Here is a 23,885-nt window from a genome sequence, read left to right on the forward strand (position 1 = left end):
TCACACGTCTCTTGAGGGCAAATTTACCGGAATCTGCAACCGTGTTTTTATTTGAAAGAGACCCCAAAATGAGGAATAATCTAAAGAAAACATATCCTGAATTCATGTTCCATTCCAATTCATCCTATCTATTGAAAAGGATCAATCAAGAACATGTGCATCAGTTGGATAGCATCATTTGCGGACTGCCCTTTTTTAATTTCTCCAGAGAAATGAGACAAAACATCCTGTCACAGATCCATACAGCGCTCCGACCTGGAGGCACGTTAGTTTTATACCAGTACTCCCTTCATATGAGGAAACAATTAGCTGAGTTATTTGAGATGGAGAAAATTCAATTTGTGCCCTTTAGTTTCCCTCCTGTTTTTGTGTATGTTTGTCGTAAAAGACAAGATGAAGGACACACTCTATAAATGTTTAATGTCCTGTCTTGTCCTGTGAGGATCTAATCATGCGAGTCATCATCTTACGCGGCAACAACCGCGGCATAAACGCGATGAATCGGTTTCGAGCACCAGGCATAATTAACGTCTTGCCACGTAAGAAACCTCGATACCCTTCTTCGGCCACCTGCCCGGCTTCCATAATCGGGCCCTGCAACATCTTCGAGACACCCATACCCGATCGATCAACAAATCCGGTAGATGTCAGGCCTGGGCACAGTGCCGTTACCGTAACGCCAGTTCCGCTTACTTCATTCTCCAAAGCCTCGGTGAATGATAGCACATATGCCTTTGTTGCATAATATACCGACATCATCGGTCCTGGGAAAAAACCTACCAACGAAGCCACATTCATCACACCGCCGTGCCCACGTTGGATCATATCCGGCAAGAATAGCTTTGTCATGATGGTTAAAGCCTTGATATTCACGTCAATCATATTAACTTCTTGCTCCATATCCGTTTCCATAAACGTCCCGAACAGACCGAAGCCCGCATTGTTTACAAGATAGTCAACAACAATCCCCTTTTCCTTCAGCTCATTGTAAATCTCCTGTGGTACCCCAGGTGCTGCTACATCTTTGGCAATAACCGTTGCCTGAATGCCATACTTTTTCTGATACTCCTGAACTAGATCCTGTATTTTACCCTTGCTTCGTGCCACCAGCACAATATGATGTCCACCTCTGGCAAATCGATCTGCTAACTCTTTACCGATCCCACCAGAGACCCCTGTGATTAGAACTGTCTTTCTCATATCGTTACCTGCCTCTCTTTCTATAACATATGTTTCATCTGGAACACCCATATTAGAACGAACATTCTTTTAATGTGAAAAAATAGACTACCTTCGTATGAGATCCATAGATAGCGTTGCTATACGAAGCAGTTTTTCCTTGGTCGTCGAAGTCTTGGCCATCACCCTTAACCCAACGCCTACATTAAGCAGATATTCCGCCAATACCTCGGCGTTGTACTCCGTTGTGAATTCACCTTCTTGCTGGCCCCACATAATAATGTCCTTGATTAGTTTCTCCGTATTTGCAAACATCTCCGTCGATCGGTTGTTCATGTCGTCATCGCGTGCCGCCAATTCTACCGTCGAATTGACAATGAAGCAGCCTGATACTGGAGGTCCCTCTCCATGAATTAAAGAAGAAAATATAAACTGAAGTGCTTCAGTTGCCGTTTTGGAACGCTTTACGCCTGCTGCAAGGGCGGAGCTGATTTTGTGATCATACAGATCTACTGACTTTAGAAACAAGGTATGTTTGTCGCCAAATGTGTCATACAAGCTTTTACGATGAATTCCCATATGATTAACCAGATCCGTCATAGAAGTTTTCTCATATCCTTGTTCCCAAAAAAGTCTCATCGCTTTATCCAGTACAACAGACTCTTCGAACTCTTTGCTTCTCGCCATTGGCTTCCCTCCTGTTCAGAATACGAACATTGAACAGCATGAGCATCATCTTAACGAGCCTTTAAAAGGTAACAATGACTTTGCCTTGGGAGTGACCCGTTGATACTTTAATCAATGCCTTTTCAATGTCATCAAACGTATACGTAGAATCGATCGAAGGTTTAATGTCTTCTTTTTCTACAAGAGCTGTGATTTCTTGCAATTGAATCCCACTGGAGTGTACAAATAAAAAACGATATTCATTTTGATTCTTACGTGCTAACGAATCCAGGCGTGCACCTACAAGACCAAACAATGCTCTTTTCCACAACGGGAATTGACTGTCCACTGCAAAGCGATAATTGGGTCCCGCCTTCAAAGAAACTAATTTGCCCTGTGGTTTCAAAATACTCAATTCAGCTTTGATCTCATCCGCTGCCCCTCTCACTACCACTTGTAATAACCGTTAATCCCATGGACTTGGCTATCGGGATGGCCATCGCACCGAATCCACCAGTTCCGCCAGGTATAAACAACTTTTTATTTGATTCCGCTCGGAGTACATCATGCAATGCTTGATACGCGGTCAGGGCAGTAAGGGGTACCGCCGCAGCTTCGATAAAAGACAGATTTTCAGGCATAATGGATAAGGCATCCTCATGTACAGCCGCATATTCAGCAAAAGCACCAATTTTATTCAGTGGCAACCTGGTATAAACCGAATCCCCCTTTTTAAAATTCAAAACATCATCACCGACGGCTTCAATGACACCCGATAATTCATTCCCTAAAGTTAGAGGTAACTTATAGTCGGCAATCATCCGAACACTGCCATTCATATTCAAGATATCCAGCGGATTTACACCCGCAGCTTTTACTCTGACGAGGACCTCATGGCTCTGAACCTGAGGTGTCTCAATATTATTGATTTCCACTTGGATTTTTTTGGAGTATTTCTGAATTTGAGTTGCTTTCATCATTTATCCGCTTCCTTTGCTTATAGACTAGGAACATGGCGCACAATGTTCAGTTGTACGCCACCTTACTTGCTTGTGCTAGTGTTGCCCCTCTTGTGGCTTTAATTCTTCCAACGTAGGATAATCCGTGTAGCCCTTACTTCCCAAACCAAAGAATGTTGTTGGGTCTGCTTCATTCAGTGGCGCACCTTGTTGAAGTCGTTCCACCAAATCCGGATTGGCTGAAACTCCTCTTCTTATTTGAGATTTTGTAAATGTATCCTCTGGATTCTGCTGTATTAACTCAATTCTGAAATCACCGGGTAGATTGCGCCTGTCAGCTGGAAATCATAGTTCTGGTCTACAATTCCTACGACCACATCGTTGCGATCATACAGATCGATCATGAAGCCCGCCATTTCTTTAGCAGTGTGATATTTGGACATATTCGCTTTGTAATCAAATCCTTCAGCATCTATAGATTTTTGTACAAACTCTGTTTCCGTAATCGCTGGTGCAAGTACCTTCGCTTTCAGTTTTGCACCTTTCAGTTCCAGTTCTTTGGCAAGACCTTCTGTGAAGGCACTAACGTAGTATTTCGATGCTGAATAAGCTACACTGCCTACAGCGATGGCATATCCAAGTGCGGATGAGACGTTAATCAATTGAGTGCCTTCCACATTCGCATAATCTCGCACATACAGTGTAGATAGAATGGTCAAAGATTCGATGTTAACACGCAGCATCGTCTCCACTTTACCCAAATTCTGTTCAGCAATGAACGAGCCTTCTCCAAGCCCTGCATTGTTGATCCAAGTCTCGATTTCATATTCCTTCAAATTGTTGTACAGTGCATATGCCTCTGCGGTAACAGACAGGTCGCTTGTGTGAACGATAACATTTACTTTAGGATCGATACCCTGAATAGTCGATTTAAGCTCTTCAAGCTTATCCAATCTTCTAGCTACCAAAATCAAGTTTTTGCCCCGTGCTGCAAATGCCAATGCTGTTTCATATCCAATTCCTGAACTTGCTCCTGTAATCACTGTGTATTTCATCATATTCTCTCCCTCATATTCTTTAGATTAGTGTAATTTCAGTTTCGAGAACGATCGTTCTATATTGTGCAAAAAAAAGTAGTTAGATCTAACTTGCTGTTAGCATATCATTTCTAGAACGAACAGTAAAGAATTATTCTTATTTAGAGAATATGCTTGAAACACACTTAAATAAGACTAAAATCACGCTATATAAGCCATTTTTTATATCATAAATTAAGAATTCCTATATCGTTTTATAAGTTCTTTCATTGAATAATCTAATGTCAGGCCACTGGCCACAAGTATAACCATCAACCTTTCCTAGCTACGATAATCTGAATTCGACATCATCCATGCCAGAAATTCTCCAAACGACTCGGATACCTTTTCAACCTCTTCAAATTCAGGCTCACATCCACGGACAATAGCTCCACTGTCCGTTGTTAAGTCAATGGCATAGAAGGAATATCCATCTTCCACAGACATTACGATCGGCAAGTGATGATCCCACCAAGCCGTTATCTCTGACTGCCAAATAGAATCACCCTCTGCTGCCTCCAAACTAAGCATTTCAAATTCATTCCATTGGAATGCGGTCTCCGTGCTATTGTTGTTGAACTCAGCCTCACAAATAAACCAGGTTTGCTCATCCGGTGCAACGCATTTTTCAACTACATTTAGAAATTCTAAATATTCATCTGGAAGTCCTTTATATCTTGAAGTAATGCTGCTGTTTAAATGTAGCTGTGAACCGGATTTACTCATTATGTCCCAGCCCTTTTCCCCAGCCCAAGTCATAAATTCCCTAAAGAGAGTGTTTCCTTTTCCATTATTCATTTCCAAAATGAACACCTGCCCATCAGCTTAAGAGATAGAAACTATAACACCTATTCGGGATTTGGATGGGAAATCCCTGCTGTGGTGGTTTAATGGACGAGAAAAAGACTGGAGAAATGGTTGGGACAATCGTCAACCAGGTTCCAGTCTTTGGTGGTTTGGGGACAGTTAATTTTAGTTAGGGACGTTAAAAATAAAATTGGACAGGAATTTTTTATTTGTTAAACATCCGCTGTCTCATCGCCTCAAATAACAGAATCGTTGCCGCCATTGCCGCGTTGAGCGACTCTGCCTGTCCCTGCATCGGGATCTTAATCGAATCATCCACCAAACGTGCCGTAGCATCCGAGATGCCTTTGCCTTCGTTACCAATGACAAGCCATACTGACTGCGTAAAATCATAACTATAACATGAATGCTGTGCCTGCAAAGAAGTACTTACCAGCTTCACGCCCGCGGCCTTCGCTTCGGGAAGCAAGGATTCCAACTGGCCCTCCACAATGGGCAGATGAAACAATGACCCCATCGTCGAGCGAATCGTCTTCGGGTTATATACATCAGCACAGCCAGCGCCAAGTACAACCCCCGCTGCTCCAGCTGCGTCCGCACTACGGATGATTGTCCCCACATTACCCGGGTCTTGAACTCCATCCAACACAACAACAAACCCACGCGCTCCTGCGATCAGGCTTTCCAGTGGCTCACTGCCTTTACGCACAATTGCGAATACAGGCTGTGGTGTCATCGTATCCGTACATTTGGCGATAACCGCAGGAGATACACTGACCCACTCCACACGCTGTAACGGGTTCTCAAGCCCGGCCAGTTCGCTAGGTACGCCTTGCTCTCCGTCGTACACAATACACTCCAGATCCGCTCCGGCCCGCAATGCTTCCTGGACCAGATGAATGCCCTCAATGATATATTTATGTTGACGCGTACGATGCTTTTTCTCCAGCAACTGCGCCCATTCTTTTACACGTGTATTTTGCGGTGATACAATATCCATCTTTCCATCCTTCCCATCTGCATCCATCACTTCGGATACGCAAGCTCCATTTTCGTCAAATGATCCTTGTGACCCACAATAATCAGCACATCTCCAGCTTCAATCCGGTCATCCGCATACGGCGAAATGTTCATCGAATTTCCACTGCGAATCGCCATCACGTTGCACCCAAAACGAGCACGGATGTTTAATTCCATCAGATTCTTACCGATCATTTGCTCGGAGGCTCTCATCTCCAAAATGCTGTAATCCTCAGATAACTCAATGTAATCCAGTATATTAGGCGAGGTCAGATGATGAGCTACGCGCAGTCCCATATCCCGCTCAGGATAGATGACTTTATCCGCCCCAATCTTCTGCAACACCTTACCATGAAGCTCATTTTGAGCTTTTACGATCAGCACCGGTACACCCATATCTTTCAATATCAAGGTTGTCAGAATACTCGCCTGTATATCTTCACCAATTGCCACAACGACAACGTCGAAATTCCGTATGCCCAGCGCACGCAGCGCTTCTTCATCTGTTGAATCTGCCGATACCGCATGGGTCACCACATTGGACATTTCCTGAGTCCGCTGCTCGTCCGCATCAATTGCCAGCACGTCAAATCCCATGCCACTCAGTGCATTGGCAACACTTGATCCGAACCGTCCCATGCCAATTACGGCATACTGTTTCTTGGCCATTAGGGTCTTAACCTCCCGCTGCACTTCAGCATGACGCATCATTACGGATACCCATGCTAACGTAAATAATCCTTCGTAGTATACCACAAAGCCTGATAAACTTGAATGCGCTCGCGCTTCCCAGGGAACAGTATAAGAGCAGCCGAATATACGAGGAGGGAATTGCGATGCCCATTACATTAAGCCTGCGTGAAGCGATTGTTCATAAAGTTCATGACAAGAGTGATGATCAGCTCCGGGAGATGATTGAAGGTTCAGTAGATGGACCGGAAGCTGCATTACCTGGACTTGGCGCCATTTTCGAGATGATCTGGAAGAACACAGAACCTGCCAAGCAGGAAGAACTGATTCAAATCGCGCAGGAGCATCTGCACACCATTCCCGTTCAACCGCTTCGCTAATCGAAGCATTGGAGGGTAAGGTAACCATCATTACGTTTGTTCTGTCTGCAAAAGAAAGCTTTCCCTTATTCGGCTGGATCATACCCGCCTCTAAGTAAGGTGTATAGCAATAGATCCCTCCGCCAATGGGCGGAGGGATCTTATTTTTAACAAGCTCTATCTCAACACATGAGCTTGTCACGTTTAACTAACCCTTCAATGATTCCAGAGGAATACGTCGGCCTTATTTAAGGCGCAGTCTCCAGGAATTGAGCTGTAGGATTTTTATCCATAGCCGTTCTCATTGCGTACTCATTTTCGAAGAGCACTACATAATTCCCTTTTTTATCTTTTACAAGCGCAGAGTTAATCCGGAATTTGCTTGGGTCCAGATTCTCGTCCACGATCCAGCGAGCGAACTGATAAGGCATGCGCTGCAATTGCACGTCTACCCCATACTCACCTTTCATCCGGTATTCAAATACCTCGAACTGAAGTTGACCAATTACACCGAGGATTGTCTCGTCGAAACTTGCTGTCTGGAACACCTGAATGGTTCCTTCCTCCGTCAACTGATCAATTCCTTTTTGGTACTGTTTATGTTTCAATGCATTTTTCACGGTAACTTTGGCGAAAATCTCTGGTGAGAACGTTGGCAACTCCTCAAAGACAATCTCGCTGCCTTGGCTCAGTGAATCGCCAATCCGGAAGATACCCGGATCGAACAAACCGATAATATCGCCAGCATATGCCTCTTCGACAATATCCCGGTCTTGTGCCAGGAATTGCTGTGGCTGTGACAGCTTGATTTCTTTGCCCACACGAGTATGCTTCACACTCATTCCACGTTGGAACTTGCCTGACACAATACGCAGGAACGCAATACGATCCCGGTGTGCCGGGTTCATGTTTGCCTGAATCTTGAACACATAACCGCTGAATTTCTCATTCGTTGGCTGAATCTCTCCTGCCGTACTGCGACGTGGTTCAGGCTTCGGTGCCAGTTCCAGGAAATTCTCCAAGAAGGTCTGTACGCCGAAATTGTTGATCGCACTACCGAAGAAAATAGGTGTCAATTCGCCGCGTTGAACTTTCTCCATGTCGAATTGGTCGCCCGCAATATCCAGCAACTCCAGATCCTGACACAATTGATCATGCAGGTATTCTCCTGCCATCTCACGGATAATCGGATCTTTGTAGCCATCTACCTTTTGTACTTTAATCGTCGAGTGATCGTCCCCTTGGAACAACTCCACCTGATTTTTCATCCGGTCATAGACACCGCACAGCTCGCGACCTGTACCAATAGGCCAGTTCATTGGAACCGAACGAATACCCAGTACATTTTCAAGTTCTTCCATCAGGTCAAATGGGCTTTTACCCTCACGGTCGAGTTTGTTGATAAACGTAAAGATTGGAATGCCACGCTTCGCACATACCTGGAACAACTTGATCGTTTGTGCCTCGACACCTTTTGCCACGTCAATCAACATCACCGCGCTATCGGCAGCCGTCAGTGTACGATACGTATCTTCACTGAAGTCCTGGTGACCCGGTGTATCCAGAATGTTGACGCGATGATCCAGATAATCAAATTGCATTACGGAAGAGGTAACCGAGATCCCCCGTTGTTTCTCAATTTCCATCCAGTCACTTGTTGCGTGTTTGCTGGCTTTCCGAGCTTTTACCGTTCCCGCAAGGCGAATCGCGCCCCCGAACAGCAACAGTTTCTCAGTTAATGTGGTTTTACCCGCATCCGGGTGAGAGATAATGGCAAACGTCCGCCGTTTGTCCACTTCCTGTTGAAGAATATCATTTGCAGCTTTGCTCATAGGTTTAATCCCTTTCGTCCGTTCATTCACGTTAATCCGGCATGGCCGGTCCATCATTCAATCTTTATGCAATCCGGCGAGGCCGGTTGATTGTACACTGGTCATTTTTCCATACTAGGTATTTACACACTAGATTAATTTTACACATTTACAATGGAGTTCATCCTCCTCAAATCTGTGCTTTCATGCATACCATGAACTGCTTCTTAACCCAACTCTCCTATTGTACCATAATCTGTACCGAAAATAACCGATTACTACAGCAGATTCTTCTCTTTTCACTTGCAAAAAAAAGCACCCTTCAGCCATTTCCATGGCATCCAGGCACTCCTCATTCATTTTTATTTATCGGGTTTAGAAAATCAATGCATCCAGCGCGTATTGTCCGCCACCTGTCAGGGCCAGCGCCACACCAATCACCAGAATCGCGAGATTATATTCGAATCCATTCTGGGTGGACCAGTATCCGTTCGCACCATGGACTTTCACAATCGCAATGACCATTGTCAATGCAATCAGAATGCCACCTACTGGTGTAAGCAGACCCAGAGCCAACAGCAATCCGCCACCGAATTCCGCGAGTCCAGCCAGCACCGCCACCAATGCACCGGGCTTCATGCCCATCGACTCAAACCAGCCGCCTGTACCCTTGATCCCGTAACCTCCGAACCAACCAAACAGCTTTTGAGCCCCGTGCGCCATGAACGACAATCCAATCACCAAACGAATCAACAACAACCCTACATCCAACATCATTTTCTTTTTCCTCCATTCAATATATACAAAATAGTATTCTCAGATTAAAGATATTATGCATATTTTTTTTCATGATTCTCTGTGACGCAAACCCCTTCAACTGGTTTACATTTTATCTCATGAATGATAACTTATCCGAAACGTTTGCCCGGATGAAGTTTGTCATTTGCGTAACTCTTTAACTCATGTGTTGAGTATAAGTTACATACTTACTTTTTGTCAACAACTTAATTTAAATTACTTATTTCCTTATGATGGATACCTACCTTTTCCCCGCTAAAAAGCCTGGGTACACCGCAAAATTTGCGATTTCCCCAGGCTCAGTCATGTTGTGTATGTTGTTAATACTGTTGTTAATGCCCTTACCTTACCCTACCCTAACCATTCACTTGCCAGATCACGCTGTCCTCGTCCTGACCATTCACCGGCCACCAGTGGAATCCGTCCTGCTCCAGCAGCTTATCTGTCGCTTCTGGCCCCCATGTTCCAGCAGGGTACGTATGAAGCTCTCCCTGATTCTGTCCCCAGGCTGCTGCGATCCGATCCACAAAAGACCAGGCTGTTGCCACTTCATCCCAACGGGTAAAGTACGTAGAATCCCCCTCTGCGGCGTCGTGCAGCAGACGTTCGTACGCTTCAGGCGAGTTAATTCCAATCATGCAGCTCTGACAGAAATCCATTGCGAGTGGCTGAATCTCGGAATCCGAGCCTGGTTTCTTGGCATTGATTTTGATATATATGCCTTCCATCGGATTCACCCGAATGACTAGCAGATTCGGTTCCAATTTATACTTTTTCCCAAGGTACACGTTGTTTGGCATCGACTTGAACTCAACTACGATCTCGGTTGTTTTCACCGGAAGACGCTTGCCTGTCCGAATGTAGAATGGAACACCCGCCCAGCGGAAATTATCCACGAATACACGTGCTGCAAAATAAGTTTCCGTATTCGACTGCGGATCAACCTTGTCTTCCTGGCGATACCCCGGAAGTTGCTTGCCACGGTATTCCCCTTCGGAATACTGTCCCCGCACAACGTTGTTCCTTACTTCCTCATCCGAAGTAAAGGCCCGCAATGAGCGCAATACCTTCACCTTCTCATCCCGAATGTCCTCCGGGAATAGGCGACTCGGCGGTTCCATCGCAATCATCGTCAGCATCTGAAGCATATGATTCTGCCCCATGTCACGCAGTGCACCGGAGTGATCATAATAACCACCACGTTCTTCCACGCCTACCGTCTCACCCAGCGTAATCTGAACGTTGGCAATATGTTTGTTGTTCCAGAGCGGTTCGAAAAAAGCATTTCCGAACCGAATCACTTCAATATTTTGCACCATTTCCTTGCCCAGATAATGATCAATCCGATAGATTTCCTCTTCACGGAATACCTCACGAATCTGCTCATTCAGATGTTCGGCGGATTGCAGATCATAACCAAATGGTTTTTCGATCACCAAACGGTTCCAACCCTGACTTTCCAGCATACCGCCGTCCCGCAAACTGTACGAGACACTGCCAAACAGCTCAGGTGCCAGTGCCAGATAGAACAGCCGGTTCCCCGGCGTGTTAAACTTCGATTCCAGATGCTCCGTTTGCGCACGCAGCTCTTTGAATCCTTCCACATTATTGATATCCAGTGCTTTGTATTCAAAATGATCGACAAAAGCGTTCCACTCATCAGCTTCCCCCGCTGGATAGCGGCAGAACTCTTTAATGGATTCATAGATGTCTTCCCGGAATTCTTCTGGGGACCTCGGACGACGTGCTACGCCAATAACCGCAAAGTCTTCGGCAAGCTTGCCTTCACGGTAAAGACTGTAGATTGCCGGAAACAGCTTCCGGCGGGCCAAATCACCCGTTGCTCCAAAAATGAAAAATACTGCGCCTGGTGTCTGTACTTCATCTTGCAATTGTTTTTCAACCATGGGCTCCTCTTTCTTCCGGGAAGATAACCTTCACGCTCTCCCCGAGCTATGTAATGGTGTTATATATGCATGACATACAACTGTCAATTACCAGCAAGTTCCTTCTTGGATGTGATGCCATTTTAGCATATCAACTGAACGGATGCACTATTTCTAACTCATTTTTCTGATAAAGATTCTCAATATTGGGTCCCAATTCATGAAAAATTCATCCCTTAATATTCAATCGTAATCACCGGGAAACCTACAGTGATTCGATTGTTCCCTTGTTCACCAATCTGGTGAACTGCGAGTTGCATATTCAGCATGTGCGAGCCACTCTTGATTGACAAGGGCAGCTCAGCCGCCTCATAAGAGACACTTGCGCTGGCTACATCCGTATAACGTTCAACGGAGGCGATATCCACATTTTTGGACAGGTCTTTCTCGATCAGTGCCAACTGCAGACTCGCATCACCTTCAATAGTAGTAGCTGCCGTACCTTGCACAGACATATTCCAGGTTGCCTTCATCCCTGAGTCTACAAGCAGTTGATCCACCTGTTCATGTACTGTCATTAAAGTCTTCCGATCCGTGTGTGCATCCCCTGAAATTTGTACGATGGCGTAGTAGCCGTTATCTCCTGTCGCGACGACATTGACCAACATACCTACGCCACCATTAGCTGTACCTACAACCAGCTCACTGCGGTACACATCATGGCCCGTCTGGCGTACCCGTACTGGTTGTTCCAGACCCAAGTGACTGGCCAGTAATGCTGCTTGTGCCTCAGCATCTCCCCGGCCTTCTCCTTGCCATTTAATAACCAGACGATCCACATTATCAATAACGCTGTCAGCAGTATAGATTAACTGTTCCAGTTGGGCTGCTTTGAGTTCGTTTTTCTCTGCGTATACCTGTGTCACACCAATAAGAATAATGATAGCCATTGCCAATATACCTGCTGTCATCCAACGATTTAACATTCGAATCCCCCGCTTCTTTCTTGCATTCTATGAATCTATCAACAGCATGCCCCTTTCCCACATTAGCTATACTTCTTCTGCACATAGCAAAAAAAGCCCCACCCGCCACATTCATGGCAGATCAGAGCTTTCCATTCATCCTTTTCTAGATAAATTGAACTAATCAATATTTACACTCGCACTCCGCTGACAGAACAACCTTCCGATCGCTGTTATCCCCAGATTTTTTTAATTCCCTTTTTTAAGGTGAAAATCTGAGGATAAAGGCGAAGTGTATGCTTCCGAAGTAGCTTTCTTTCAGAAAGCTTTTAGCTTCGCTTCTTCAGGTTCTTTCTGTCCTCTCCGTTTTGTGTAAATCTTTAATTCAATTTATATAAATCATCTCTTATCTATAACTTCCGCACATTAATGTACGGTTCTTTGGCTTAATGATGTTATTGCATATGATCCTATTTACTCTGCAAGTCCATTCTTATAAGCATAGATCGCGGCCTGTGTACGGTCGTCTACGCCCAATTTTGCCAGTAGGTTTGTAACATGGAATTTGACTGTCTTAATGCCGATGATCAGATCATCAGCGATGTCCTGATTCGATTTGCCTTTAGCCAGCAACCGAAGTACATCCATTTCCCGATCCGTCAATTCATCATGCAAAGGAGCTGCTGCCTGTGGCTGCCGGAAGCGATTCATCATCTTCGAAGCCACCTGTGACTCCAGAACGGATTGCCCGCGAGCTGCTGCGCGAATCGCATCTGCCACTTCATTGGCTCTTGATGTTTTCAACAGATAACTGAATGCGCCTGCTTCAATGACAGGATACATTTTTTCATCATCCAGGTAACTGGTCAATACGATGACTTTGCACTCCGGATACATTTTAAGTACCTGACGAGTAGCCTCAATGCCGTCCATTCCTTCCATAACCAGGTCCATCAGAACAACATCAGGTTTATATTCCTGTGCGAGCCGAATGCCTTCCTCTCCACTACCTGCTTCACCAACAACTTCAATTCCATCTTCGGTATCCAGTACCGCTGCAAGACCAATACGTACCATCTCATGATCATCCACGAGCAATACTTTGATCGACGTTTCCGTCTCCGTTTCGACTTCCGGTTCCATTGACATGTTCTTCCTCGCTTTCATCGTTCATCAAAGGTATCGTAATCTCAATCCGCGTTCCCTTACCAGGCGCTGTTACAAATTGTATGGCTCCACCAATCTCCGTAACACGTTCACGCATGTTAGCCAGACCGTAGGAAGCTTGTTTATTCTCATCCAGATCGAAGCCTTGCCCATCATCACGAATCAATACCCGGATCGCATCAGTACGGCGCTGGATCCGTATCTCCATTTTATCCGCTTTTGCATGCCGTAACGTATTGGACATAGCCTCCTGAACGATTCGAAACAGATGATTCTCGATGCCTTTGATCAGATCAATGTCTTCGTCCATTTCGAGCACAATGTCCATGGGTACTTTTGTTTTCAATTCCATCACCAGATCACGCAGACCTTGTTCGAGATGTTTACCCTCCAGATAGACTGGCCGCAGATGTAACAGTAACGCACGCATCTCGGACTGAGCTACCGAAGCCATTTCCTCAATCAAAGCCACCTGCCTCTGAGCACGTTCAAAATCCTTCTCCATCTTCCGTCCAACGGCTGTTGCTGTCATGGATATCGCGAACAATTGCTGCGATACCGCATCATGCAGTTCCCGTGCCAAACGTTGCCGCTCTTCCACAATAGCCGTAATTCTGGCTTGTTCAGCAAGCTGTGCATTATGAGTAGACAATCGCTGGAGCGAAGATATCTGATCTTCCCACTTTTTGCCGATTCGTCCGAGTTGCTCACTTAAACGGCCCACATCATCATCGCCCAGATCAGGTACAGTGCGTGATAGAGAGCCCTTCTCCCACAGTAGAAGTGTTTCCCGCAGCAGTTCAAGCCGGCGTTTAACCCGGTAACTCTGATAGAACCCAAAGACCGCACCGATCCCAATCAGAAGCAGCAATAGAGCCAGACCCGACTGAATCAGATGCCGCCAGCCTGCAAACGGAGCAAGATAACCATATGTATACAATACATACAAAATAACAGCGAGCACAATGAAAACCAGGAGGATCCCTTCACCCATACTTCGGGTTACCATGTCGGTATGTCGTTTTGTCTTCATCGGGGTCTCCTCCTTCTCTTCATCTATTTTACTACGGATTACTGATGTTTAGGTCGCCAACAATATAAGAAATGACAAATTTTGCTTTATATTCACTGGATTCATATCCAGGCGTTCTCCATACTAATTTGTTCATCATGCCGCTATCTTGTTCTCCAAGAAGATTAATCCGGCCGAAAAGAACCGATGCTTCAATCTCCACACCATAATCTTCTGGTAGTGTAAGGCGAACATTACCCATAACTCCTTGCAGCAGCACAATCGTTTGTTTCTCCTCCGGAATCGAAAGAGATAGATCGGCGTTAACCTCACCTATGGCATGCCACAGACTCATACTACGTAACGTCCAGGATGATTGATCCCAGTAGTAACGAGCCATAAAATTCTGTTTCTTCATAACGCCTTCGTCCAGATGAATCTTTTTGTTTTTTGAATAAAAGTAAGCTAAAGAAGCAAGTACAATCAAAAATACAATCATTAAATTATCCAGCAATAACAGTGCCGCACCAATGCCAAGATACCGATGACCTTTGCGGGTATCCCCATTGCGAACTTGAAGCATTCCAACCGTTAACAGAATAAGTGCGGCAGCGGTCAGGAAGTTAATATTGTCATTCAATAACATCATTGTGCCAATAATCATAATGACAACTGCAAGCCATTTACTCTTTTGATTCATCCCCGCCGCACCTCCTCTGTAAGTTAATCTCTCTTTATTCAACGGAAAAGCCATACCAGGCAATGAAGTCCTGTATGGCTTAACTTTTGTTCTACCAACCGTACATTATACACGATTTATAGAATATCATATTGTCCACTAAGCGAACAGTTATTCTTTTGAAGTTCCGTTCGCTTCATTCTTGGAACCATTGCCCATTTTGTTTTTGAGGGCTTGTAATTGCTGATCCACTTTGAACTGTTTTTCCACATCTACAGGATTCGTATACGTGGATGATGTGTTGCGATAAGGTGCACGAGCTACGTCAGCTTCAGCTTCAAGCTGCATGATTTTCTCTTCCATGCGGTGGAATCCAAGTGATGCGCCGCCACTTTCTATCGAATGCAAGCTGTTGATGGAAGACATTTGTTTTTTGGCTTTTGCCATTTGTGCACGGGATACGAGTTCATTACGTTTGTTACGCATTTTGTAGAACTCATCTTTCATATCATGCAACTGTTGCAACAGATCTTTTGCTTGTGCTTCGGACTGTGCATGCAGTTCGCTGTACTCCGTAATTTTTTGATCAAAGTAGATTTTCTCTTCCAACAATTTGCGTGCCACTTCTTCCTGACCGTTAGACAGAGCAGCTTCTGCTTGGGACTCACGTTGTACCGAAGTACGCTCCGCTTCATCCAAACGTTGTTTCATGCGACGCTCATTTGCCATTTGTTTGGCAACAGTTACCTCTGCCTCATGAATCTCAGCCTCCATATCACGCAAGTACTGGTTCAACATTACAATCGGGTCCTCTACTTTATCCAACATATCATTTACCGATGCTTTCGTCATATCCTTAATCCGTTTAAATACTCCCATTTTACTTTTCTCCCTTCTCGTAACGAGATAATTTTTGGCGAAGCTCTTCAACTTCTTTTTTCAGTGCTTTTTTCTCGATATCTTTCATCATGGAATCAAGTTCACTTTCTTGTGGTGCTCCTGCTCCGTAGGCGTTGTTGTCATAAGAACGGGGACCAGATTGAGGTCTGCCGTTGAATCCAGGGCCGGGACCGAAGTTACCAGGACCTTGCTGGTTGTGATTATTTTGAAAAGGACCTCTTGGTGGCTGATGATCATAGTTGTCGTATCCTCTGCCAGGACCAGGGCCTGGGCCCGGACCGTAGCCATATGGATCATAAGGCGGATACGGTTCTTTTGGTACCACCAGTGCTGCAATAAAGTATATTAACAACGACGTGCCGCCAGTTACGAAGATACTGATAACAAAGATGATACGCAGCAGGGTGGAATCCATTCCGATGGTTTCGGAAATTCCGCCGCACAAGCCGGTTAACATCCGGTCACGCGTTGAGCGGTATAATTTGCTCATGTGCTTGCTCCTTTCGTTTACTTGTATCCTCTTACGTTGGAATCATAAGCATATGGATCAACGTGATTGGATTCCTTGGGTACCACCAACGCAGCGATGAAGTAGATCAACAATGATGTACCTCCCGTAGCGAAAATACTGATGAAGAAGATGATACGTAGCAGCGTGGTACTCAATCCGAGATTTTCAGAAATGCCACCGATCAAACCTGTTAGCATTCGATTACGCGCCGAGCGGTATAATTTACTCATGTGACTACTCCTTTCTGTCATTGTTCAATTTCTGTCTTAAGCGTTCCAGTTCCTTATCCAGCGTAGAGGATGACATGCTGCCAGTCACTCCTGAACCATCTTGATTCATCCGCCGGATATCGCGGAGACTTTGTGCTTCATATTCGAGATCAGAGACTTGATCATCCAGTCGGTTAAACATACGGGGTACATTCTGACCGTTGTGATTGCCTCTCTGGTTCATACGTTGCTGTAACTGAATCGTCTGCATACGAGCGTAGTAATATTGGCGTTTGCTGTATACATTCTGATATTCAACCTTCAGCTGGTCGATCTGTTCATCCAACTCCTGTAATGCCGCATAACTTTGTGCATACAATTCATTGTACTGTTCCATTTTTTCCTCGTGGAGGATTTTCTCCTGCAAGGCCAGCTTAGCGAGATGTTCTTCCCCTGCTTTCAGAGCCATGGAAGCCTGTTCTTCCCGTTTGTTCACCATACCTGCTGCCTGATCGGCTTGTTGTTTCATTTGTCTGGTATGGCTTGCATATTGATGACGAAGTTTCTCGGCTTCACCGATGTCTTGGCGGGTCGAGACCAGGAACTGATCAATCAGTTTGACTGGGTCCTGACTTTGCTCCAAATGTTCGTTCAGATTGGCTACGGTAATATCCCGCATTCGACGAAATACACTCATTATGTTCTGTCCCTCCTTTTCATAATCGTGAAAGCTTAGTACCGACCACGACGACTGCGGTTATTGCTTAGCATTGAGATACCAAAGATGATTAACCCGATCGCGATGATCGGTCCGATCAACCATGCCAGTTTACCCATCAGTGAGATAATACCGATGATGAGAACAATCCAGCCAAGCATCACATTCCCTCGTTTAACCCCGTAGTATCCCAGTGCAATCATCAGTACCGGAATCAGATAACCCATTAAGTGTCCAAGAAGTGGAGTTAACTTTCCGAAGAGGAGTAGTGCACCCAGCGCAATCAATACAATCGCCCATCCATTTCCCTTATTCAATCTCATAATTGTTGTTCACCGCCCTTTCCATTCGTTCGTTTTAATGTGTTGAGTCATTTGTTCGTTTGTTTCTTGTTTTTTTGTTTCCGTGTTTCTTGTTTAACCTTATGTCCTTATTCTAGGGGATTCCGCGACTTTTCAAAACAGACCGTGGACGGTTTTTCATCCTAGACTCAGGTCGGGGATCTAGTTGGACCTTTGACTGTCCCTATATAAGACCAACGTTCCACCTAAGCTGAATAGCACTCCAAGATACCTTCTATTACCCGTATTCAGGCTACCATTTAGCCGATATCGACCTGTAGAGAGATGGTGTCCATGTCTCTATTTACGTTCACACTGCTATTTCGTTTCTCATGATTCCGTTCAGGATAGTTAGTCCAAGCCGTTTCTCTAGCATTTTCTGCAAGATTATCTGTCAGTAATCCCTTATCTCTGCTCCTAAACCCTCTTACTAAATTACTTTTTTATCCAAATAAACAAATTTTAGATTGTTCTATATGTAAGCGTTTACTAAAATAGGAAGTGTTACTATTACTAATGTCAGGAGTGGAACTGAAACTGTGCGACCAATCAGCTATCTCCATAAAATGATTATCTTCGGAATCCTGTTAAGCACCCTGCCCATTTTGTTAACGGGAATTGCCGCATTTATCTATTCATCAAACCAAACTGAGCTGCATCGTACGCAGGCCAACAGACAGTTGCTGGAACAAATGCAATCCAACGTAGAGCACAAACTCGCTACAGTCAGTTATATGCTTGATCAGGCCGTTCGCTCTCCAGTAACCCTCCGTTCCCTGTCTGCTTCTTCTTCATCACTACAAGGGAAAGGACCTTTACTTGCCGACAAACTACAGAGCGAATTTCAGAATATGAGGTCATGGGAACCTTTGCTGGATATTACCCTGGTGAATCAATCTCAGAATTGGCTTATTGATCATGCCGGATTATATCGTAATACGGATTTTCCATTGGCTCTTCCCATGAAGGAATTGATATCGGATACGTTAACTTCTGGATGGCAACTCTCCCCTTCATCGGTGTTCAGCAATGATGAGCGTTCACCCGGTACAGGCTGTATTTATCATATTGCCCTTGCGAGATCTATTCCGAATCTGAATACGTCTTCCGATGCTGCCCTGATTGCGGGAATCCCTGCATGCTCTTTGCAAAACACACTAGGAGAAGCCTCCTTAGGCAATGCTGCCTCAGGACTGATCATTTTGAATCGGGAACAACGTATCTTGGTCCATCCCGATCCTGTATACATTGGACAACCGTTGTCTGCCATTGGAATACAGGATCGGGATACGGAAGCCAATATAATCAAACTATCACCCATCACATTTTCAACAGGCTTTGAAAAACGGGAAGTTAAGATCGCCGATACACATTATTCTCTGACGTATAGCCCTTCTACCTTAAAAGGATGGACTTATGTTCTAATCTCACCTACCAATATTCTGACACAAGAATATATCGATATCGGATTGCACACCTTGTATATCAGTATCTTCTTACTTTTACTTTCATTATTACTCGCATGGCTCGGCTCCAAGCGAATGCATGTCCCGATTCGTAAACTTTTAACTCAACTTGGTGACAACCACCTGTCCAAAGAAGGAAATACCGTAGCTCAGCAATCACCACCATTTTCTGATGAGTTCGAGCAGATTAGAGCTGGGGTCTCACAATTATCTGCCTCTCGCTCCCAATTAGAGAACACACTTAATATGCATCTGTTGCAGATTCGCACTCATTTTATGATGAATCTGTTTCAGGGCAAGAGCCCTGTTCATACTCTTCATAACACCCTGAATGAATATGGCTACACGCATCAGGTTCGGGAATGGCAACAAATTGCTGTTATTACACTACAGGCCGATCTTGTTAATCATACAAAATATAGTGCTAATGACCGTGACCTCTTATTATTCGCTATTCAGAATATATTGGAGGAAACAGTTGTGCATAACCAGCAATTGCTTCCCATTGTGCTGGAACATACGGTAGTCACGGTGATTGGCACCGTTGAACAGGATCATTTTATTTTTTCACAGCAACTATATGTATTAACAGACCAGTTACAACAACAGATGGATGAGATTCTAACTCTTCAAGTCAGTATAGGTTTCAGCCAGCCACACAGCTCTCTATACCACATCCCTCAAGCTTATACAGAAGCAATGGAAGCATTGAGGCATCGGATGAAGCTGGGAACAGGCATTATTTTTCAATATGAGAACACAGATCATTACGCTCCCACTTGGTCCATGACCTACCCGGAATCATTGGAATATTCGCTGATTCAAGCTATTCAAAGTGCGGACGAAGTCCAGGCCTCTGTTCTTCTGCAACAGCTGCTTGAAGTGATCTTTGGTATGGAGTGTACACCAGAGGAATATCAGGTGGCTCTTATGAAGCTGCTGACGCATATTTTGCAAATGACTCAGGAATCCGGCATACGACTCGGACAGATCTCCCAAGGTCGTGGATCGATGTTTCATGAACTTCATGGTTTGCAGTACGCCGCTGAAGTTGAGGAATGGTTTAACCATCAGGTCATCTTGCCCATCATCCTGGTTTTTAAATCAAGACAGTATGCCCAGTATCAGCATATATCAGAGAGGATGATTGCCATGATTCATCAAGATTATGATAAAGATCTGACGCTTGAGGAATGTGCCTTGAAGCTTCACTACAATGCCAACTACTTAAGTAGTGTTTTCCGCAAAGAGACCGGCTGTGCATTTAGTGAATATCTGACCAAGTACCGATTTAACATCGCTAAAAAATGGCTGGACGAAAGTGATCTAACCGTTAAAGATATCGCAGCACGACTTCGGTACAACAATCCGCAAAATTTTATCCGATCATTCCGTAAATGGGAAGGAATCACCCCCGGCCAGTATCGGGAGCGTAAGCAGAAACCAGAAGTGTCGAACAGAAATTAGAAAAGGAGCACGATTGTAAGTCGTACTCCTTCGGCCAGCTTGGATCCCCTCCATATGGCTCCCCGAATAGGGCTAAGACCTGTGACAACTCGATTAACCGTCGAGTGCTCTACCAACTGAAATATCAGGGAATATGCTTCAGAGATCATTCTCTGAAAACGAGGTATGTGTTTTGTTTTTCGTTGTCTCGAATATCTCTGAATAAACGAGGGTCTGGTTCAAAGCAGTCGATGAATTAGTGGCTTCAAAAAAGAGGGAGCACATAACCTGCTCCCTCCACTTACAACTTCACTTCTGCAATCTTAACTTCATATGTTTCACACGTGCATCTTCTTGCTTGGCAGTGTGATGCTTCCTAGTGTCATCTTAGACGTCAGACTACATTGTCTCCGTCTCAATTCCTGATTATCAGTACACGTGCCAAGCTTACCCGAATTATCGCTTATCCTTAGTGCGAACTGTTTTCATATTTGGCTGTTCAAGTTGAATTAAAATTTTACCAAACCTTGCTCCACGTGAGAAGGTCACCGTACTATCCCTGTACGTATCCCGAATGTACTTCTCAGCCAGTCTGAGAGAATCTTCATCCGATGGTAACTCATACGTATTAAGCCATTCTGGCAGCTTCTCGATAATCTCTTCCATCGGTACTTCCAATGAGTTAACTTCTCTCGTAATGATCATGGTGTATGAATAACCCTTCAAATACAGCAACTGTTGGATATACCCCATATCACCGGCTTTGTATGAAGAAGTTACACCCAGTACATCCTTAAGTTCATCCATTAGTGTGTGTTCCCTCTGGCCCGCCATAGTACTTATATAAACATACTTCCGGGCACAGTTAATCGCCTGCTCAATCGTTTCCCAATCCGACATCGCCGGACACATGGATGCAAATGCAAAGTCATATTTCTTCTCCCAACCCTTATCCTCAATGGAGATTTCTTCATATCGTTCGTTTACGATTTCGATATTGGATTCCAAAGATGAAGGTATCGTCTCTTTCATAAGGGATACAAGCAACTCAGAAGGTTCAACTGCGGTTACACAAGCCCCCTTTTCTGCAAAAGGAATAGTAAATATGCCTGAGGCCGCTCCAATGTCCAAAATGGATAACCCTGCGAATTCCACACCCTGATTTTCAATCCAGCCCATAATGCGTTCAGAACGCTGCTTTCCTTCTTCAGTGAACGACTGTGCATGATAATCTCTTGCCCACCGCTCAAATGCTTCTTCTGTATTAAAGGGGGCGCTTTTCATCTTATATTTTGAACTTCTCGGACGATTCTTCCATGCCTCTTCCCATACAGAAAGATCAAATAACAGATCGGTATCCGATACATTTATTCCATTAGTCACTCTACTTCACTCCTCTACATTAAAGACTTCACTTATCTACAATATACTGAATATAATCATACGTCAATCTTTATTAACTTCCATCTTCTCTTACTCTAGATTTTCTTACTGCACATAAATCGTTTCACATAAAATAAAAATAACCCCACAAATTGCATAAGCAACTTGCAGGGTTATTTAATATACCGGCGAGAGGACTCGAACCTCCACGGTTTCCCACTCGATTTTGAGTCGAGCGCGTCTGCCATTCCGCCACGCCGGCATATGCTGGAGGCGCCACCCAGATTCGAACTGGGGATAAAGCTTTTGCAGAGCTGTGCCTTACCACTTGGCTATGGCGCCATAATTTGGAGCGGACGACGGGAATCGAACCCGCGACCCTCGCCTTGGCAAGGCGATGCTCTACCGCTGAGCCACGTCCGCATAATGGCTGGGGATATAGGATTTGAACCTATGCATGACGGAGTCAAAGTCCGTTGCCTTACCGCTTGGCTAATCCCCAATAAAAAATGAAAAAACAAAGGGGCGATCGAGGGGAATTGAACCCCCGAATGCCGGATCCACAAACCGGTGCGTTAACCACTTCGCCACGATCGCCACAAAAAAGTTAGTTTCTTAAAAGTTAATTGGCAGGGGCAGCAGGAATTGAACCCACACCAACGGTTTTGGAGACCGTTGTTCTACCTTTAAACTATGCCCCTAAAAACTGGTGGAGGATGATGGATTCGAACCACCGAACCCGTACGGGAGCAGATTTACAGTCTGATGCGTTTGGCCACTTCGCTAATCCTCCAGGATTACATGGTGCCGGCGAGAGGACTTGAACCCCCAACCTACTGATTACAAGTCAGTTGCTCTACCAGTTGAGCTACACCGGCATATTAAATTGTTTTGAAAATGGTGGCTCGGGACGGAATCGAACCGCCGACACGAGGATTTTCAGTCCTCTGCTCTACCGACTGAGCTACCGAGCCATAATAAAGTCTAATTTTAATTCCTTACACTTTATATAGGGCATCAGTGCCATACAGCAGATGTAGTGAACAGTTTGCCTCATGTAAAGATTAAATGGCGGAACCGACGGGATTCGAACCCGCGATCTCCTGCGTGACAGGCAGGCATGTTAGGCCAACTACACCACGGTTCCATAGTACTTTCTCAAAGGAAAGTTTAATTGCGGGGGCAGGATTTGAACCTGCGGCCTTCGGGTTATGAGCCCGACGAGCTACCGGGCTGCTCCACCCCGCGTCGTTATAAAAAATTATATGGTGGAGGCTGAGGGGATCGAACCCCCGACCCTCTGCTTGTAAGGCAGATGCTCTCCCAGCTGAGCTAAGCCTCCGAACAACACATTTATGATCATATCATAATCTTGTTGTAAAAATCAACTTCTTTTTTTGAAGTTAATATGACCCGTAGGGGATTCGAACCCCTGTTACCTCCGTGAAAGGGAGGTGTCTTAACCCCTTGACCAACGGGCCTTATTATTATGGCGGAGAGAGAGGGATTCGAACCCTCGAGACGCTTGTGACGCCTACACGATTTCCAATCGTGCTCCTTCGGCCAGCTCGGACACCTCTCCATATGGCTCCCCGAACAGGGCTCGAACCTGTGACAACTCGATTAACAGTCGAGTGCTCTACCAACTGAGCTATCAGGGAATATGCTTCAGAGATCGTTCTCTGAAAACTAGATTCGAAACGAAACATGCGATTTAGAACTTGCTATTGGATAAGCCCTCGACCGATTAGTACTGGTCAGCTCCATGCATTGCTGCACTTCCACCCCCAGCCTATCTACCTCGTCGTCTTCAAGGGGTCTTACATACTGGGAAATC

At 44.9% G+C, this 23,885-nt stretch carries 22 protein-coding genes, 16 tRNA genes, 1 rRNA gene and 1 pseudogene; 3 read left to right on the forward strand and 37 right to left on the reverse strand.

Annotated elements, in window-relative coordinates; all coding sequences use genetic code 11:
* The first annotated feature begins 11 nt into the window (after positions 1–11).
* The gene (locus QVE09_RS18195) at positions 12–413 is read left to right on the forward strand and encodes a class I SAM-dependent methyltransferase (protein ID WP_315937900.1); all 402 of its coding nucleotides are present in this window, start codon (positions 12–14) and stop codon (positions 411–413) included.
* Positions 414–417: 4 nt separating this feature from the next.
* Here the strand turns inward: QVE09_RS18195 and QVE09_RS18200 are convergent, their stop codons facing one another.
* The 7 genes and pseudogenes from QVE09_RS18200 to QVE09_RS18230 all read right to left on the reverse strand — a co-directional run bounded on the left by QVE09_RS18200 (position 418) and on the right by QVE09_RS18230 (position 6,415).
* The gene (locus tag QVE09_RS18200) at positions 418–1,200 is read right to left on the reverse strand and encodes an SDR family NAD(P)-dependent oxidoreductase (protein WP_315937901.1); all 783 of its coding nucleotides are present in this window, start codon (positions 1,198–1,200) and stop codon (positions 418–420) included.
* Positions 1,201–1,287: 87 nt separating this feature from the next.
* The gene (locus QVE09_RS18205) at positions 1,288–1,866 is read right to left on the reverse strand and encodes a TetR/AcrR family transcriptional regulator (RefSeq protein ID WP_315937902.1); all 579 of its coding nucleotides are present in this window, start codon (positions 1,864–1,866) and stop codon (positions 1,288–1,290) included.
* A 61-nt stretch (positions 1,867–1,927) separates the two neighbouring features.
* Positions 1,928–2,822: pseudogene (locus QVE09_RS18210) on the reverse strand (NADP-dependent oxidoreductase).
* A gap of 278 nt (positions 2,823–3,100) precedes the next feature.
* Complete coding sequence (locus QVE09_RS18215) at positions 3,101–3,859, reverse strand: SDR family NAD(P)-dependent oxidoreductase (protein WP_315937924.1); 759 nt, start codon at positions 3,857–3,859, stop codon at positions 3,101–3,103.
* 303 nt (positions 3,860–4,162) lie between these two features.
* Positions 4,163–4,678: an SMI1/KNR4 family protein gene (locus QVE09_RS18220; protein ID WP_315937903.1), complete on the reverse strand. Its 516-nt coding sequence runs from the start codon at positions 4,676–4,678 to the stop codon at positions 4,163–4,165.
* Between the two features lie 214 nt (positions 4,679–4,892).
* Positions 4,893–5,687 carry a TrmH family RNA methyltransferase gene (locus tag QVE09_RS18225; protein WP_315937904.1) on the reverse strand — a complete coding sequence of 265 codons (795 nt, stop codon included), beginning with the start codon at positions 5,685–5,687 and terminating at the stop codon, positions 4,893–4,895.
* Between the two features lie 26 nt (positions 5,688–5,713).
* Entirely contained in the window at positions 5,714–6,415 is a 702-nt protein-coding gene (locus tag QVE09_RS18230; protein ID WP_315937925.1) for a potassium channel family protein, read from the reverse strand.
* Positions 6,416–6,543: 128 nt separating this feature from the next.
* Between QVE09_RS18230 and sspI the strand changes: the two genes are divergently transcribed.
* The gene (gene sspI / locus QVE09_RS18235) at positions 6,544–6,777 is read left to right on the forward strand and encodes a small acid-soluble spore protein SspI (RefSeq protein ID WP_036673259.1); all 234 of its coding nucleotides are present in this window, start codon (positions 6,544–6,546) and stop codon (positions 6,775–6,777) included.
* Positions 6,778–7,004: 227 nt separating this feature from the next.
* Here the strand turns inward: sspI and QVE09_RS18240 are convergent, their stop codons facing one another.
* The 12 genes from QVE09_RS18240 to QVE09_RS18295 form a co-directional block, all read right to left on the reverse strand.
* On the reverse strand, positions 7,005–8,588 hold the full coding sequence (locus tag QVE09_RS18240) for a peptide chain release factor 3 (RefSeq protein WP_074096423.1): 1,584 nt from the start codon (positions 8,586–8,588) through the stop codon (positions 7,005–7,007).
* Between the two features lie 354 nt (positions 8,589–8,942).
* A complete protein-coding gene (locus QVE09_RS18245; protein ID WP_315937926.1) occupies positions 8,943–9,341 on the reverse strand; it encodes a DoxX family protein in 399 nt (132 codons plus the stop codon).
* Positions 9,342–9,721: 380 nt separating this feature from the next.
* The gene (gene zwf / locus QVE09_RS18250; RefSeq protein WP_315937905.1) at positions 9,722–11,272 is read right to left on the reverse strand and encodes a glucose-6-phosphate dehydrogenase; all 1,551 of its coding nucleotides are present in this window, start codon (positions 11,270–11,272) and stop codon (positions 9,722–9,724) included.
* A 215-nt stretch (positions 11,273–11,487) separates the two neighbouring features.
* Positions 11,488–12,237: a YwmB family TATA-box binding protein gene (locus tag QVE09_RS18255; RefSeq protein ID WP_315937906.1), complete on the reverse strand. Its 750-nt coding sequence runs from the start codon at positions 12,235–12,237 to the stop codon at positions 11,488–11,490.
* Between the two features lie 453 nt (positions 12,238–12,690).
* Complete coding sequence (locus QVE09_RS18260; RefSeq protein WP_091020933.1) at positions 12,691–13,359, reverse strand: response regulator transcription factor; 669 nt, start codon at positions 13,357–13,359, stop codon at positions 12,691–12,693.
* On the reverse strand, positions 13,301–14,416 hold the full coding sequence (locus tag QVE09_RS18265; protein WP_315937907.1) for a sensor histidine kinase: 1,116 nt from the start codon (positions 14,414–14,416) through the stop codon (positions 13,301–13,303). The genes QVE09_RS18260 and QVE09_RS18265 overlap by 59 nt, the downstream gene beginning before the upstream one ends.
* A gap of 31 nt (positions 14,417–14,447) precedes the next feature.
* Positions 14,448–15,095 carry a cell wall-active antibiotics response protein LiaF gene (gene liaF, locus QVE09_RS18270; RefSeq protein ID WP_315937908.1) on the reverse strand — a complete coding sequence of 216 codons (648 nt, stop codon included), beginning with the start codon at positions 15,093–15,095 and terminating at the stop codon, positions 14,448–14,450.
* A gap of 150 nt (positions 15,096–15,245) precedes the next feature.
* Positions 15,246–15,953, reverse strand: a complete 708-nt coding sequence (locus tag QVE09_RS18275; RefSeq protein WP_017692315.1) for a PspA/IM30 family protein — start codon at positions 15,951–15,953, stop codon at positions 15,246–15,248.
* A gap of 1 nt (position 15,954) precedes the next feature.
* Positions 15,955–16,464: a PspC domain-containing protein gene (locus QVE09_RS18280; protein ID WP_315937909.1), complete on the reverse strand. Its 510-nt coding sequence runs from the start codon at positions 16,462–16,464 to the stop codon at positions 15,955–15,957.
* Between the two features lie 17 nt (positions 16,465–16,481).
* On the reverse strand, positions 16,482–16,715 hold the full coding sequence (locus QVE09_RS18285) for a PspC domain-containing protein (RefSeq protein WP_017692313.1): 234 nt from the start codon (positions 16,713–16,715) through the stop codon (positions 16,482–16,484).
* Positions 16,716–16,719: 4 nt separating this feature from the next.
* A complete protein-coding gene (locus tag QVE09_RS18290; RefSeq protein WP_017692312.1) occupies positions 16,720–17,391 on the reverse strand; it encodes a PspA/IM30 family protein in 672 nt (223 codons plus the stop codon).
* A gap of 35 nt (positions 17,392–17,426) precedes the next feature.
* Entirely contained in the window at positions 17,427–17,735 is a 309-nt protein-coding gene (locus QVE09_RS18295) for a LiaF transmembrane domain-containing protein (RefSeq protein ID WP_017692311.1), read from the reverse strand.
* Positions 17,736–18,292: 557 nt separating this feature from the next.
* Between QVE09_RS18295 and QVE09_RS18300 the strand changes: the two genes are divergently transcribed.
* The gene (locus QVE09_RS18300) at positions 18,293–20,686 is read left to right on the forward strand and encodes a helix-turn-helix domain-containing protein (RefSeq protein WP_315937910.1); all 2,394 of its coding nucleotides are present in this window, start codon (positions 18,293–18,295) and stop codon (positions 20,684–20,686) included.
* Positions 20,687–20,741: 55 nt separating this feature from the next.
* Here QVE09_RS18300 and QVE09_RS18305 read toward each other — a convergent pair.
* From QVE09_RS18305 to QVE09_RS18390, 18 genes are all read right to left on the reverse strand, one after another.
* A tRNA-Asn gene (locus tag QVE09_RS18305) sits at positions 20,742–20,817 on the reverse strand.
* Positions 20,818–21,121: 304 nt separating this feature from the next.
* Positions 21,122–22,048 (reverse strand): class I SAM-dependent methyltransferase, encoded by a 927-nt coding sequence (locus QVE09_RS18310; RefSeq protein ID WP_315937911.1) that lies wholly within the window; start codon positions 22,046–22,048, stop codon positions 21,122–21,124.
* A 183-nt stretch (positions 22,049–22,231) separates the two neighbouring features.
* Positions 22,232–22,310, reverse strand: a tRNA-Leu gene (locus QVE09_RS18315).
* Between the two features lie 6 nt (positions 22,311–22,316).
* Positions 22,317–22,390: transfer RNA gene (locus QVE09_RS18320), tRNA-Cys, on the reverse strand.
* Positions 22,391–22,396: 6 nt separating this feature from the next.
* Positions 22,397–22,471, reverse strand: a tRNA-Gly gene (locus QVE09_RS18325).
* A 4-nt stretch (positions 22,472–22,475) separates the two neighbouring features.
* Positions 22,476–22,550: transfer RNA gene (locus QVE09_RS18330), tRNA-Gln, on the reverse strand.
* Positions 22,551–22,572: 22 nt separating this feature from the next.
* Positions 22,573–22,645, reverse strand: a tRNA-His gene (locus QVE09_RS18335).
* 30 nt (positions 22,646–22,675) lie between these two features.
* Positions 22,676–22,749: transfer RNA gene (locus QVE09_RS18340), tRNA-Trp, on the reverse strand.
* A gap of 6 nt (positions 22,750–22,755) precedes the next feature.
* Positions 22,756–22,841 (reverse strand) — tRNA-Tyr (locus QVE09_RS18345).
* Between the two features lie 9 nt (positions 22,842–22,850).
* Positions 22,851–22,926, reverse strand: a tRNA-Thr gene (locus QVE09_RS18350).
* Positions 22,927–22,946: 20 nt separating this feature from the next.
* Positions 22,947–23,022: transfer RNA gene (locus QVE09_RS18355), tRNA-Phe, on the reverse strand.
* Positions 23,023–23,117: 95 nt separating this feature from the next.
* Positions 23,118–23,195: transfer RNA gene (locus QVE09_RS18360), tRNA-Asp, on the reverse strand.
* Between the two features lie 27 nt (positions 23,196–23,222).
* Positions 23,223–23,296, reverse strand: a tRNA-Met gene (locus QVE09_RS18365).
* An 18-nt stretch (positions 23,297–23,314) separates the two neighbouring features.
* Positions 23,315–23,390: transfer RNA gene (locus tag QVE09_RS18370), tRNA-Val, on the reverse strand.
* A gap of 67 nt (positions 23,391–23,457) precedes the next feature.
* Positions 23,458–23,529, reverse strand: a tRNA-Glu gene (locus QVE09_RS18375).
* Between the two features lie 9 nt (positions 23,530–23,538).
* Positions 23,539–23,630, reverse strand: a tRNA-Ser gene (locus QVE09_RS18380).
* A gap of 3 nt (positions 23,631–23,633) precedes the next feature.
* Positions 23,634–23,709: transfer RNA gene (locus tag QVE09_RS18385), tRNA-Asn, on the reverse strand.
* A gap of 66 nt (positions 23,710–23,775) precedes the next feature.
* Positions 23,776–23,885, reverse strand: a 23S ribosomal RNA gene (locus QVE09_RS18390); the annotation flags it as partial.

The organism is Paenibacillus sp. ClWae2A (genome assembly GCF_032452295.1).
In the GTDB taxonomy this organism is placed as follows: Bacteria; Bacillota; Bacilli; order Paenibacillales; family Paenibacillaceae; genus Paenibacillus.